The following is a 13,328-nucleotide window of genomic DNA, read 5'->3' on the forward strand; positions in this document are numbered from 1 at the left end:
AATTTTCGACATTTTTTCCGCGCTTTCCAACGAATTCGAACCAGTCTCAGCTAGGCGATCGAAGCAATCCTTTGTGCTGCGCCAAAAGGAAAGAGCGACGGAACGGAAAAGCTTTAAGGTGTCTCGGCTGGTCGGCGATCTTTGCTGGCGGACGTGGTTGCAAACAAAGGAATGCTCGGACGCGAACTTCTGCAAACTTCGCATCCGCCTTAAACACTGCATTGTCCGTTCTCGTCGTCGAAAAGGGAGGCGCGAATTTTCAACTCGATTGTTGAACCCCCTGCCCTTCTTTTGCTCTTCTTTAGCACCGAATTAGCTGAGCGCAGCCATGCAGGATGCTAAATGGTTGGGGGCGATCCCATCCGCACAACCATGGCGTTTCAACAATTTTTTAGAAATTTCAGTACTACTGCCTTGTTTGCCGGAAATATGTGGCGCCGGTGCGTAGTTTTACACATCTTGCATAAGCCGTTTTCCTGCAAAGATTTCTTCAACTCAGAGACAACAAACGAACCGCTCTCAGAGCGAGCAATATCGTTTGGCTGACCGCTTTGCGGACTGAGCTGACGTTAGTCGGATCGCAGCGTATCTGGCTCGCTTAGCACTCATTGGGGCGAGATTTTGCAAATGGTAAACGACTATCAATGAATTCAAATGCGAACCCTGTAAACTCTTTGTCCGGGAACCAATTTCAAGGTAGGTTGTAATGGTTGGTAAGTGCCGCATAAATGCGTTCCACGCCTTTTACAAGGATGTCTGAGTAACCTTAATGCAAACTGTTTGGATTTGAATGGAAGATATTCAAGAAGAACACGACGTGTTTACACTGATCGATCATTCCGACCCCGCGTATGGAAAGGTGGTTCTTGTTGACTGGATGCTAGGTAATTCCTGCAGCTATGCGTGCAGCTATTGCCCAAAGTCATTGCATGACGGATCGATCAAGTGGCAAAATATCGACGACATTCTGAGTTTGTATCATCAGTTGCAACGGCACTATGTGGATGAGCGAGGCAAGGTTGTCTGGCTCCAATTCACGGGTGGAGAACCCACCATGCATCCCCGCATCATGGATTTGCTGCGCCGAGCGTCAGAGCACGATTTCAAAGTCAGCCTGATCAGTAATGCGTCGCGAACACTTCGATTTTGGGAAAAGATAAACGGGTGTTTGAACAACATTATTCTCACTTATCACTCTGAATTTGCCGAGTTAGATCATTTTATCAGCGTTGCGAAAATGATGGTTGACCGGATTAGCGTCCAGATCAATGTCACGATGCATCCCCAAAGTTTTAATGAAACCCTGGATGCGGCGCGAGCGTTGCGCGCAGCACTGCCGGCGGCAACCATCTCTCTAAAACCGTTGCGACAAGAATTCGGGTCAGATCTCTACGACTACACAGATGACCAGTTGCGTGTGCTCTCGAAAGGATTGCCGACAACGCGCAAGCCGACTGGTGAAACACCGCGATCCGTCATGCGCACGACGACGCAGTCGGGTAAAAACGAAACGTTGCGAGCAAATGAATTTATTCTCAGGGGTGTCAACCGCTGGAAAGGTTACAAGTGCAACATCGGGCTCGAATCCCTGCGGGTTAAAGGGAATGGCATAGTCCATCGGGGTGTCTGTGGCGTCGGCGGTGTGCTTGGAAATCTGGGTGAAGAAATCCACCTGCCAAGCGAAGCAATTCGATGTACTAGAGATCATTGTTCGTGCTTGGCTGATATTTTAACTCGCAAAGAGCTGTGACGCTCAGAACAAATCTTCAGTCTTTGCGATGGTATTGTCGGAGGAATAGAACGCACTGGTTTTGTGTCAGCTTTTAGGCTCCAAGCTGTCGTTCGTAACGACGTAGCGCGACAACTTCACCTCGGCGTCAACGTTGGGCTCTTTGCTGTTTTTCGCTGCACACGGCGAGAGCAACCGTTTTTCGGACTGAGCTGTCATAAACATTCCATCTCCCGCTTGATGTTGCTGCAAAGGGATTTATCGTAAATTTCCGCGGTAACACGCGGGGTATGTCATGGCGAATTTTGAGGCAACTGGGTCAGAATTTCCCGGGGTCGGAAAAAACGAATAGTTCTTGTTAAAACCACAAGAAACTAACTTTGGAAAAATATTCTCGGACTGTCCAAGGTTTAGCTTTAGGCACAATGGTTTCAATGCAGACGATCTCAGCGCTTGGCGTTAGCGGCTGTTCACATTAACCAACAAGCATTTCCGCCCCAAGATTTTCACATAATAAACAACCTGATTGTGTAAGCTACAGCAGCTAAGCACAAAACGCTGCATAGCCAGATCGCACCGAACCATAAAACTCGATTTAGTGTTTTCAATGATAACTCTCCTCTGGATCAATCTTCCCTCGGAAGACCCAATATGTGTAAGCGGTATAAGCCAAGATCACAGGCAGCAGAACGACGGCTCCGACCAGAGCGAAAGCCAAGCTGCTGTCCGGCGCGGCGGATTCGGCAATCGTTAGGCTTGGAGGTAGCATATAGGGATAGAAGCTGATCCCTATGCCTATGAAACACACGATGAACAAGGCAATGGCGCAGAAAAACGGCTGATAGTCGCGCTGCATCTTCAGGCCCCGATCAAGCATCCACGCAATGAGAACAACAACAGCCGGTACAAACGCAGAGAAAAAGACACCCGGCCACGAAAACCATCTGACCAGATAGATCGGGTCTTGAAAGGGGGTCAAGAGACTGACGAGGCCGATCAATCCCAGAGTCATGAACATCAGTGGACGGACATATGAACGCATCAGACGCTGAATACCGCCGGTAGTCTTCATGTTGAGCCATGTCGCGCCCAGCAAACCGTACCCGATTACAAGAGCCACACCCGTCAGTAGAGAGAATGGCGTGAGCCAATCCCACCATCCTCCGGCGTACATTCGATCTGCGACCGGGATACCTTGAACCAACGCGCCGAGCGCGATGCCTTGGCACATGGCGGCCACGGTTGAACCACCGTGAAACGCGACATCCCACAGCCAGCGCCCGCGCACTGTTCTCCATCGGTATTCGAAGGCAACACCGCGGAAGACAAGCGCGAGAAGCATGGTGACGACGGGCATGTAGATCGCAGGCATCACCACGGAATAGGCCAGCGGGAAAACAGCGAACAAGCCTCCGCCTCCCATGACCAGCCAGGTCTCGTTTCCGTCCCATACTGGAGTGACCGAGTTCATCATGACATCGCGATCTTTGTCGGTTTTCGCGAATGGAAAGAGAATCCCAATTCCAAGATCGAAACCGTCCAGGATTACATAGGTCAGAACGGCAAAGGCAATGATGCCAGCCCAGATTGTCGAAAGCTCAAGCATTACACCGCCTCCGCCATGGAAGAGAATTCAAGGGATTTTTGGGTTTTCTGAAGACCTGATTTGGGCGCTTTGCCCATGAGACGCAGCATATAGAACGTGCCTGCTCCAAACACGGTGAAATACACGACGATGAAGGCAACCAGAGACGCTGCAACAGCAGGTGCATCCACTTGTGAAAGGGATTCCGATGTCCGCATCAGCCCGTACACCGTGTACGGCTGGCGCCCCACTTCTGTAGTGATCCAACCGGCCAGAACTGCCACAAACCCGCTGGGCGCCAACATGATGGATGCCCGGTGCAACCAGCGATCTTCGTTGAGGCGGCCCCGAACCCGCTGAACAAGCGACCACAAGCCGACTCCTAGCATTGCAAAACCAATAGCAAGCATGACGCGGAAGCTATAAAAGACGATCGCGATCGGAGGTTCTTCCTCGTCGGGAATAGTGTCCAGCCCATCAATCGGCGCGTTCAGGTCATGTTTCAGGATCAGCGACGATAGTTTCGGAATTGCTACGGCATAGTCAACGCGCTTTTCATCCTCGTTTGGAATGCCAAAAAGGATCAGTGGCGCTCCTTCGGGGTGGCTATCGAAGTGACCCTCCATCGCCATCACTTTCTGAGGTTGATACTCCAGCGTGTTCAAACCATGAAGGTCACCCGCAACGATCTGCAGAGGAGTGACCAAAACGGCCATCCACATCGCCATCGAGAACATACGGGTTACCTCGGCCGTTCGATTGCGGCACAGCAAGTGCCAGGCTGCAACCCCAGCCACCACGAAGGCGGTCGTGAGATAGGCAGCAAGAACCATGTGTATCAGGCGGTAAGGGAAAGACGGATTGAAAACAATCGACCACCAGTCGACGGGAACGAACTGCCCCAGTTCGTTGATGTCGAACCCGGCCGGGGTTTGCATCCAGGAATTGACCGACAGGATCCACGTGGCCGATATCAGAGTGCCAAGGGCAACCATCGCTGTGGCCATCATGTGCAAGCCGGGACCGACGCGTTCGCGACCGAAGAGCATTATGCCGAGGAAACCAGCCTCAAGGAAAAAGGCCGTCATGACCTCGTAGGCCATCAAGGGCCCAATTACAGGGCCTGCAGTGTCCGAGAATGTGCTCCAGTTCGTGCCGAATTGGTAAGACATCACGATGCCTGACACGACACCCATCGCAAAACCGACGGCAAATATCTTTTTCCAATAGTTGAAAAGGTTAAGGTAAGTTTGGTCCTTGCGCCAAAGCCAGAGGGCATTGAGAACGGCCAGGTAACTTGCCAGGCCAATGGAAAAGGCCGGGAAGATGATGTGGAACGACACAGTAAAGGCAAATTGGATGCGTGCCAGAATTTCTGCGTCGAAATTTGCGAAAAAGTTCATTGCCGTTTCCTTTGGCTTTGGATTGCAAGGAGCGGCAGTCAGGAAAGTCAGGTCAGGCGCCAGCTCATCGATTTCTTCGGATAAGCTGAATTTAGGGGTACTGCCCTTGTCGGTTCCTTTGTGTTCTGGACGGTTGCTTTAGGTTTCTGGACAAAGTCACCGCTCTCAGATCATGAGTTGCTGTGTGCAAGTCCGTAAGAGTAACCGCAGAATTTTTTGAGCTAAACCGGAACGTTTCGTTGCTTGTTTCCCGCAGGTTTTCCGAATTCGCATCATCAGAAGCGATTGTCGACTATACAAAAAAGGGTCGTAACCCGTTTTCTGATGAGGTGTTGAAAAGGCGTAAGTCAACAAATGTGGTTATTTTTTCAGCGCTTACATCAGATTGTTCGGCTCATCTGACAAGACGCAATGCATCGGCCACTTCGGCGAACCCAGATTTTGCTACTAAGCTTTATCTCGGTTGTGCATCGAAATAGCGGCGGAAAGGCTTAACGTAGTCCGCTGGACTCGTTGCTAGCGAACTGGAACGCTTGCAATGGTTCAACAACCTGTTTTCAATCAAACACTCTAATAGGCGAGTTCGCCAAAATACGCTCGATCGGAGGGGCGGCGCTGGTCCCAAATCTGCTAGCGGAATTTAATCCAAGTCCGATCAATTGAACGACCTCCGGAGATCCTGTGAATTTGCTGTGACTCCCGGAATCGGAGTTTTCAATTTCGGACAGGTCTATGACGAGAACTCCGAATTCCTCTTCCAGTTCCTGCGCATCCGATGCGCCCACCCTGGGAATTCCTCCCGCTACGCGACGCGAGGTTTTGAGAGCACCGTCATCTTCAGACGTTAGAATGAATATTCTTTCTGTGATCGATTGGGGGATAATCTCCATTTGAGATCTAAATAGATCGATATCAATGTCAGGGGAGGCGAGCATAATATTGTCAACTCTGGTAATGCCTCGTGCGCGGCCTGTCTGAACTGAATTGACTATGCCTTCCATTGTCAAAAGAGAACCCATAGAATGCGCGACAACATCCACGCTGCGCGCGTTTGTTTTTTGAAGTATGCCCGCGATCTCTGGAAGTTTTTGCCGCGCTACCAAGGCGCTGTTTAAATCATATACATATCCAGTCGTCTTTGCGGCGGACGCCCATGACATTAATACGGGCACGCCGTCAAACTCCGAGTCCTCCACAAACTGGGCAAGCCTTAACAGTGAATCTGTAGTGGTGTTGTTGTAACCATGTACAAAGAACAGAATGGTGCGTTGCGACGGTGGGCGCGAGTTCAACTCTCTGTTTATCGCGGATACAAATGCTGCATCACTCGAATAAACGATCGGGTCGACTATAGAAAATTCTGTATTTGGATCAGGCGGCAGTTTTTTTGGCCGTTCAAGTTTACCGATTTCGTGTGTTGGTGGAATTGTCACATCCACCGAGGCGAGGCCAATTTCCGGCGCTCTCTCACCGGAATAGAAGACCCCAGTGACGTTTGTAGCCTTACGAGTCGTTGCTATAAAGATTTTTTGCTTTTTGACACCAATTTGTGCCACGGCGTCGATTTCCGGATTTTCTATGCCAACCAACTCAGGCGGACGCGAACAGGCAGAGATTAGCGACGTAAAACAAAGGCAAAGCAAAACCCGTATGAACACGTGATCAGTAATTGTTACAGCCCTCTCAAAGTCAATTGGAGCATAAACTACATCTTCTCTCTGATCTCGCAAACTATTGGAGCACACCGAATTTTGCGCGATACGTTCTGTAGTTTGAATAATCTTACTTTATCGGGTCATACGCCGCGGTCCATAAAATACCCCCTGCGGCTTCGATCTTGATGCAAATCACTTTGAAGTAAAACAAATCTTTAAAGACGCGGGTTCTTTTTTGGCACTTGACACATTCACTAGCCCAATACGGCAAGCGCTGCGCTGGCGCAAACTTGACATTTTTTGACGTTGCGGACCTGTGGCCACGAATGTGCCTGACGCTGCGGTGCTTTGATCAACTGATATTAGGGACACCCAAAATCGACTCAAGAACACATCGAATACTCATTCGCAAGGGTCAGTGCTCCTTACTTGTTTTTAAGTGGGAAATTTTTATAATTAGTTCGGTTTTAGCTAGATTATTGGAGACGAGTTTAGGTACCGTTGCTCTTTTTTTGTGGGCATTGAATGCGGTGCGGTTACAGGTTCGGGGGGTTATTCTTGTCAAAGGTCAGCGGCGCCATAACGCCTCCTAAGGTTGCCGACAAAGGTGGCCAAGACCTGCCGCATATGAATGATTTTTCGCAATCCGAAGAACGGCAGCAACTGCTTGAACTCGCACGGAAACAACGTGAAGTAAATCTAACATCCCGCAACCGGACAAATGACGGAAATCTAGATTCTGAACCGGAACAAAGTGAAGGAGAAGATTCAACTAAAAAGATTCAAAGAAGCAGTTCAAAGAGCTTTTTGGAAAGAGTCGACGAGGCACGCGAGAAACGGGAAAAAATACTCTCGCAACGCGCGGCAGAAATAGATAACTCCGGTCGAAGTGAGTCGGCATCATTCGGCCGTGTTAAGACTAAGGATGGTGTCGATGTACTAGCGCACGCAATTTCCGGCGCGCAAAGGCGAATAAAAAGGAACACTAATTCCGAACGGCAGGACCATAATTCATCTGCTCCAGCGTCCCACGTTCCTAAGCGCAAAACAGCGATAGAAAACTTTAGCGGCGAGATCGCCTCGCCACCCAGTGGCACTCAGGCCAACTTGGAAAGTGCGAAAAACGATCTGCAAGAAAAGATTGCGTTGAGTAGAGTTGCAAGCCTCTTTGACGAATTCCCGGCAGAGAAAAACTCCGACACGCTTCCCGACAGTTCGTTCGCGCGAAGACGATCCATCAAAAGTGGTCTAGTTGCAGTTGCTCTTGGATGTGCCGCGATAGTGACGGCAACGTCCTTTGCCTTTTTTGTCCTGCCCAAGTGGAAATCAACGACGGCCTCCGAAAACGCCAGCTCCGTAAATCCAAGCGCTGAATTAGTTGAACCTACGGCACGATTAGACAGAATTGAGTGGGAATTGGAAACTCCGACAAGCGGATTTCCCACCAAGGTTCAGAATCTTGCCTACAGTTCGCCAGACGCAATCGAAGCACCGCCCCTCGTGCCCGAACCAGAATCTGTTTTTAGCGAGACAACGGACACGCCCATCAAAATTGTGGCTGCGCCCCGCTTGCCGGAAATGTCAGTGGACAGAGTGCCAATTGCGCCGGGCCAATTACGGGTCGCGCCGGATGTTTTAAGAAACCTTGTGGCGCTTGAACAACCTCGAGCGTTAACCATGAACTCTGACAGAGCATATCAAACCGACTCCATTCCAGGCTTTGTGAAAAGCACTGATCCACAAACCGCCCAAGGATCAGTACCCGTTTTATTGAATCAGATTGCGGCTGTAGTTCAAGGAATTGACATTCCCGCCGCTGCTACTGCCCCCTCTAATCCGCCTGATCAGTCGTTTCTGCCCGTCGCGCTATCTTTTGGTGAAGACTATCAATCGCTACAGGCTCAGGCACTGACATTTCGATCGAAACCGGATGTATCAGATATTTTCCCGGCTATGCCGAATTCCCCAGAGCCAGTAAAATTGGCTGTTCTGGATTTCGACAAACCACCTAAAGTGCCTAATCCAATTGAGAAGAAGGGTGTCCGGCTAACCACGATTTCATCGCCCTCAGAGACCGAAACAAACGACTTGCCGCCAAATTCGGAAGGTTTGGCACCAAACCAATTGCAACCTAGTTCAATTCCGTCTGAAGCAATAACAACTTCTACAGAGCCAGTCGCGGCTCCGGAGCCTGTTGGATCGGCCGCAGGCAAAGAGAGCGCGCGCTTTGTATTGTTTGCGCCCAGCAGCCTGACCGAGGATATGGTAAAAACTGTCGTTACAAATCTGGAAACAACAGGCCATGATTTGAGGGCATCAAACAGCGTCGATTTTGAGATCAATAAATCCAACGTTCGTTTCTATCACCCACAAGACGCAGCAAAGGCAGCGGCGCTTGCAAAGGATGCCGGTGCCTTGTTGCGGGATTTCACAGATTCCGGTTCCAAGACGCCAAATGGTATAATCGAGTTGTGGTTAGCCGGTGATAGCGCCGCGAAACCAGCCGAGAAAAAGGTAAGCAGCAAAGCTCCTCAAGCAAATCCAGTCGATCTGCTCAAAAAACGGGTGCTAAGTAAACTTAGAACAGCGACGGACCAGTGACTGAGCACAGGTTTTTGTCTGAAAGAGTGTGAAACAAGTAAAGTAGTGTATATAATCATCGACCAGGTTTTTTAGATGCCTAACAGTAAGCTAGTTGCCATAGTGACCGCTCTTTCGTTTTTGACGACGTATCACGGCGTACGGGCCGAGATAACGGTGGAACAATTGCTGGCCCTTGATGACTTCTTGTCAAACAATAACACCCAAGGGCTTTTGGAATATTTGCAGAGCAATCCCGAACTGCTTCAGGGCGATGATGAGTTGTCCAATGAACTTCGTAATTTTAGTGAAGAAGCCACTCGCGGCGCGGTAGAGGATTACGGTTACACCCCCGCTGCTTCAGAAGGCACAGAGGCCACGCGAACTGATAGTTCGCTTCAGCACTGATTTGTATGCCCGTGTTTGATGTCATTCAATGTATGGGCAAACTCAAGATTGCCTATGTAATTGAACCCCGGTTTTCAGGAGGCACATCAGCAGCTGTTGCCGCAGAGCTGCCCATTGCTGCCGAATTCGCAGACGTGGTCGTGCATGCGAGAACGTCTAAGATGTTCGGTGACCATAAGCATATCGCCCCAATCCTGCGAAAGGTGATAGATGACTTGAACATGCCTGTTATTTGGGACGCTCCTCGGATCGCCGCCGATTTTGTAATTCTGCACAATCCATCTTTTTTGAAGTTTCAAACATCTTTGGATGCAGAAATCTTCGCGCGGGAGTTAATCCTCGTAACGCATGAGAATTTCTTGCGTCCGGGTGGCGAAGAAGGTTTCGACGTGTCGAACTGCCTCGACCAGATAGACCAGTCGACTCTAGCGCTTAGAAAGACCCTCGCACCGATTTCGCAGTATAACCGCGAAACCGTGACGAATTGGCTTTCGGATTTCCGTGATACACACCATTGGCGCGTCTTGGAAACTGACTGGTTCAATATTTTTGCTGCTGATCTTAACGAACCCTGCGATCAGCCTGAGGATCGTCGCGGAAGGCATTCGCGACCCGGTTTTGAGAAGTTTCCGCCACTCGCCGACCTTGATCTATGTTTTCCGAAACACGCCAAATCGAATGTAATTTTAGGCGCAAATGCGATGGTGGATGATGGTATCTCGCGACCGCACTGGACGCTATTGCCGTTCGATGCCATTAGCGTCGAAAGCTTTTTCGAGAAGATAGATTTTTTTGTTTATTTTACCGCTCCAACTTGGCGCGAGAGCTTTGGGCGGGTGATTGTCGAAGCTCTGGCAGCCGGCAAGGTGGTGCTGACAGATCCGAAGACCGGAAAAACCTTTGGTAAAGCTGTAATCCCGTGTCAACCTGCCCAAGTGGATGAGATCATATCTGACTTTGTTTCATCCCCGCAGAAATATCGTGCCCAGGTTGTTGCGTCGCAGGCAACGCTTGAACGCTACTCAGCCCAAAGTTTCAGGGTGCAACTGGCGAGTATTCTGACTGCTGAAAAAGGGGTGCAAACTTGATTTTTGTTGAGGCTGGCACACGCTCGATCCGATCCTTTGATGCTCAGTTGATATTTGCCCAGAAACTAAAAAATCGCGGGTTCAATGCCTGCGTGGATGCTGACTATCTACCAGATGATGCGGGCCGCGGCAGGCTTTATGAGGCGGCCAGGCTTCTCGTCGACCCCGGAGATCATAGACCCGACTCCGTCTTCGTACTCGGTGCCGAGGAAGTCGAAGATCAACTGCTCGCATCATTGAGACAAAAAGCGCTAGACCCGGATATTCCGGTTATCGCAACCGGCCGGTTTCAGACCCATCAAAGCTATATTGGTTCGAAAGCGCGACTGGCATTTGCTCTAGGGCGCGAAGCCAAAATGATTGACCTGACCGACACCCAGCCCAGGCCCATGCTGAACTCGGCTGTAAGCCCATTGGTCGCTGAACTCCGGCCAGTTAAGCGTCCTATTGGTGAAGTGACGGAAGTAACAGTAATCCTGGGTTCTATGGAGTTGGACAACCCAGAAATCTTGTCCTGTCTTTTCAGGATGAGCAATCAGAGTGACTATAATCTGAAGCTTGTCGTCAGCGGCGCGCAGAACGAGTTTTTTAAGGAAACGCAATTCAGCGATCTTTCCAGAACTCTATACACTGATCTTTCGCCGCTTGCTCTGGCGGGAACAACCGACATTCTTGCGATGTTCGGAAATGGTATTGCCGGAGACAGGATGGCGGAATTTGCAGTTGAATTAATCGCTGCAGGCGGCTTGGTGATTGACTGTACGGAAGACCAAGTTCTTATGTCGTCCGGCGCCCCAACACTACAAGGACCAACATCGCTTTTTGCTCTGGGTGGATACCTGACTGACAAGGTTCTGCCAAACACTTCGTTCATCGCAGAACAAGCGCAGAAATCCCAATGGCTGCGTTCCATGGACATTTCCAAGCTGGAATCTGCAGCAGGCCTAGTTGCCAAACCGCAGCAACCCTCGCGGACCACTCAAAGAACCTTGTTCCTGCCAACGAACGGTGTGGGGTTAGGACATGCGCAACGGTGTACGGTTATTGCCAACGCATTACCCTCAGACATCTCACCTGTATTTGCGGTATTCCCAAGCTGCATTCCGATTGCCCGGCGCGAAGGCTTCGACTGTGTCCCGTTGGTGGCGCGTTCTGACGCCTTGGACAGTTCCAACGCTAATGACATCCTGAACTATCGCCGTCTGAGCGGTGTTTTACAAAAAGGCGACAAATTGGTCTTTGACGGAGGTTACGTATTTGACTCGGTTCATCGCGTAATTCAAGAAAACAGATTGTCGGCGGTTTGGATAAGGCGCGGCCTGTGGCCGCAAGGTCGATCAAGACACACGATGCTGCGCCGTAAAGATATCTTCGACCGGGTCATTGTACCCTCTGAAGCATTTGATGAGCTCAACGATGCTTACAGTTATGGCGACCAGGTTCACTATGTCGGACCGGTTTTTCGTCAGATAGTCCAAACAAAGAAAGACTCGGATCTCCTTCGGGCGCGGCTGGCTGAAAGGTTCGGGCGTGACTTTAAGCAAATGGTCGTCAGTATGTTGGGTGGGGGCGTCGCCTCGGATCGGTCCGCTCAATTGCAAGCGATTTCGGGGATGCTGGAGAACCGCGAAGATTGCCTGCATCTCGTGGTAACGTGGCCCGGAAGTACGGTTCAGGCATCAGCATTCGGATGGAAGAACACCAAATTGGTTTATACCCAAGAGGCTATCAGGCTGTGTATGGCCGCGGATCTAGTCATATCTGCGGCCGGGTATAATTCGGTCCATGAGTTTCTGTACCACAAGATTCCGTCAATTCTGATCCCACAGTCTGCGCCGTATTTGGATGATCAGGAACGCCGCGCAAGGGCATTGTCCGACCGCGCACTTTGCGCAACGATTACTGAAAGTGAATTCATGAAACTCGAGCGCGCAGTGTTGGAATTCCTGGATCACGGAATCGCGGAAACGTTTCGGTCTGCGCTAATGAATATTGAACTGCCCGAACCGGGCGCCTCAACCGCCGCTGAATTGCTTGCAACAACATGACAGAAATGATGACAGAGAACCGTTGGTACAAAATTCTGAGCAACACTACGCCAGAGCGGCCAGTAGATCTTGACGACGTGATCGCTCCTAGCCGAGAGAGCAAGACGCGTGGAGAACTTCTATTCCCTGATATGGACCTGCTTCCGTCCACTACCCTTTGGGAACGTGATGCAGAAAACCATACAAATATAGGGATCCGAATCCGCAAAAAGCCAGAAGCCGTATGTGAAATCGCAAGACGTCTCAGCGCCGCCGCGATAGAAAGAAATGTGGTCCCAATTATCCTGAGCAGGGTTGATAATTGCGGGTTCGAACAATTCGGTTTCCGGGTCGAGCGCATTCCCGACGAAGAATTAGCTGCAAAAGCCGCAGAAGAAGAAATTAGAAAATACTGGGCGCTTGCGATTATATTAGAAGGGCACGAAGTCGCCAAATTAAGTTAGTTCTTTTGATCCGACCTTAACCTAGTGGCGTCCGGACAACTCGAACCAGTCTCTGGTAGGCCAGTGATACTGTCCTTTATCCCGCGTCAAGTTCGCGCCACTCGGCAAGAGCGGCGCTGCGTGTCAGCTTGAAGGTGTCTCGGCTGGTGAGCGATCTTTCCTGGTTGAAGTGGTTATAGACGGAAGAATGGACGGCGGCGAATTTCTGTAAACTTCGCATACGCCTGAAACGCTGCATGGCGCGTTCTCGTCGTCGGAACGGCAGGTGCGAATTCTCTACGCGGTTGTTGAGCCATCTGCCCGTCATTTGCTTTTCCAGTGCACCCATTTCTCTGAGCGCCGCCTTGTAGGATGCGAAGCGATCTGTGACTACTTCTTCAGCTTTGCCG

11 protein-coding genes and 1 pseudogene are annotated in these 13,328 nt (G+C 50.4%); 6 read left to right on the forward strand and 6 right to left on the reverse strand.

The genetic code is table 11. From position 1 onward, the window contains the following. Positions 1-78 precede the first annotated feature (78 nt). Positions 79-419: pseudogene (locus tag AC2FNV_RS05085) on the reverse strand (DDE-type integrase/transposase/recombinase); the annotation flags it as partial. 371 nt (positions 420-790) lie between these two features. On the opposite strand from AC2FNV_RS05085, the gene AC2FNV_RS05090 reads away from it, so the two are divergent. Beyond that, a complete protein-coding gene (locus AC2FNV_RS05090) occupies positions 791-1,750 on the forward strand; it encodes a radical SAM protein (protein WP_170606664.1) in 960 nt (319 codons plus the stop codon). 485 nt (positions 1,751-2,235) lie between these two features. Here the strand turns inward: AC2FNV_RS05090 and AC2FNV_RS05095 are convergent, their stop codons facing one another. From AC2FNV_RS05095 to AC2FNV_RS05110, 4 genes are all read right to left on the reverse strand, one after another. Continuing rightward, positions 2,236-2,337, reverse strand: coding sequence for a DUF2474 family protein (locus AC2FNV_RS05095; RefSeq protein ID WP_170606662.1), 102 nt, complete (start codon positions 2,335-2,337; stop codon positions 2,236-2,238). After that, positions 2,334-3,335: a cytochrome d ubiquinol oxidase subunit II gene (gene cydB / locus AC2FNV_RS05100; protein WP_170606660.1), complete on the reverse strand. Its 1,002-nt coding sequence runs from the start codon at positions 3,333-3,335 to the stop codon at positions 2,334-2,336. The genes AC2FNV_RS05095 and cydB overlap by 4 nt, the downstream gene beginning before the upstream one ends. After that, positions 3,335-4,717: a cytochrome ubiquinol oxidase subunit I gene (locus AC2FNV_RS05105; RefSeq protein ID WP_170610808.1), complete on the reverse strand. Its 1,383-nt coding sequence runs from the start codon at positions 4,715-4,717 to the stop codon at positions 3,335-3,337. The genes cydB and AC2FNV_RS05105 overlap by 1 nt, the downstream gene beginning before the upstream one ends. Positions 4,718-5,274: 557 nt before the next feature. Then, positions 5,275-6,273 carry an alpha/beta hydrolase gene (locus tag AC2FNV_RS05110; RefSeq protein WP_367648158.1) on the reverse strand — a complete coding sequence of 333 codons (999 nt, stop codon included), beginning with the start codon at positions 6,271-6,273 and terminating at the stop codon, positions 5,275-5,277. Between the two features lie 657 nt (positions 6,274-6,930). On the opposite strand from AC2FNV_RS05110, the gene AC2FNV_RS05115 reads away from it, so the two are divergent. The 5 genes from AC2FNV_RS05115 to AC2FNV_RS05135 all read left to right on the forward strand — a co-directional run bounded on the left by AC2FNV_RS05115 (position 6,931) and on the right by AC2FNV_RS05135 (position 12,939). Further along, complete coding sequence (locus tag AC2FNV_RS05115) at positions 6,931-8,973, forward strand: hypothetical protein (RefSeq protein WP_496772600.1); 2,043 nt, start codon at positions 6,931-6,933, stop codon at positions 8,971-8,973. A gap of 75 nt (positions 8,974-9,048) precedes the next feature. Continuing rightward, complete coding sequence (locus AC2FNV_RS05120; protein WP_170480167.1) at positions 9,049-9,360, forward strand: hypothetical protein; 312 nt, start codon at positions 9,049-9,051, stop codon at positions 9,358-9,360. Positions 9,361-9,365: 5 nt separating this feature from the next. Beyond that, entirely contained in the window at positions 9,366-10,448 is a 1,083-nt protein-coding gene (locus AC2FNV_RS05125; RefSeq protein WP_170610805.1) for a glycosyltransferase, read from the forward strand. Continuing rightward, complete coding sequence (locus tag AC2FNV_RS05130) at positions 10,445-12,496, forward strand: glycosyltransferase (protein ID WP_496772603.1); 2,052 nt, start codon at positions 10,445-10,447, stop codon at positions 12,494-12,496. Before AC2FNV_RS05125 ends, AC2FNV_RS05130 begins: the two co-directional genes overlap by 4 nt. An 8-nt stretch (positions 12,497-12,504) precedes the next feature. Further along, complete coding sequence (locus AC2FNV_RS05135; protein WP_170606653.1) at positions 12,505-12,939, forward strand: hypothetical protein; 435 nt, start codon at positions 12,505-12,507, stop codon at positions 12,937-12,939. A 76-nt stretch (positions 12,940-13,015) separates the two neighbouring features. On the opposite strand, the gene AC2FNV_RS05140 is transcribed toward AC2FNV_RS05135, so the two are convergent. After that, positions 13,016-13,328: DDE-type integrase/transposase/recombinase (locus tag AC2FNV_RS05140; protein ID WP_496772605.1), on the reverse strand; the 313-nt coding region annotated here is incomplete at its 5' end.

The organism is Ruegeria sp. BHSA163 (assembly GCF_059613365.1).

Coding starts and splice junctions, on each gene's coding strand:
- cydB (WP_170606660.1), bottom strand. CDS start 3,335: ATGCTTGAGCTTTCGACAATCTGGGCTGGCATCATTGCCTTTGCCGTT.
- AC2FNV_RS05090 (WP_170606664.1), top strand. CDS start 791: ATGGAAGATATTCAAGAAGAACACGACGTGTTTACACTGATCGATCAT.
- AC2FNV_RS05135 (WP_170606653.1), top strand. CDS start 12,505: ATGACAGAGAACCGTTGGTACAAAATTCTGAGCAACACTACGCCAGAG.
- AC2FNV_RS05125 (WP_170610805.1), top strand. CDS start 9,366: ATGCCCGTGTTTGATGTCATTCAATGTATGGGCAAACTCAAGATTGCC.
- AC2FNV_RS05105 (WP_170610808.1), bottom strand. CDS start 4,717: ATGAACTTTTTCGCAAATTTCGACGCAGAAATTCTGGCACGCATCCAA.
- AC2FNV_RS05120 (WP_170480167.1), top strand. CDS start 9,049: ATGCCTAACAGTAAGCTAGTTGCCATAGTGACCGCTCTTTCGTTTTTG.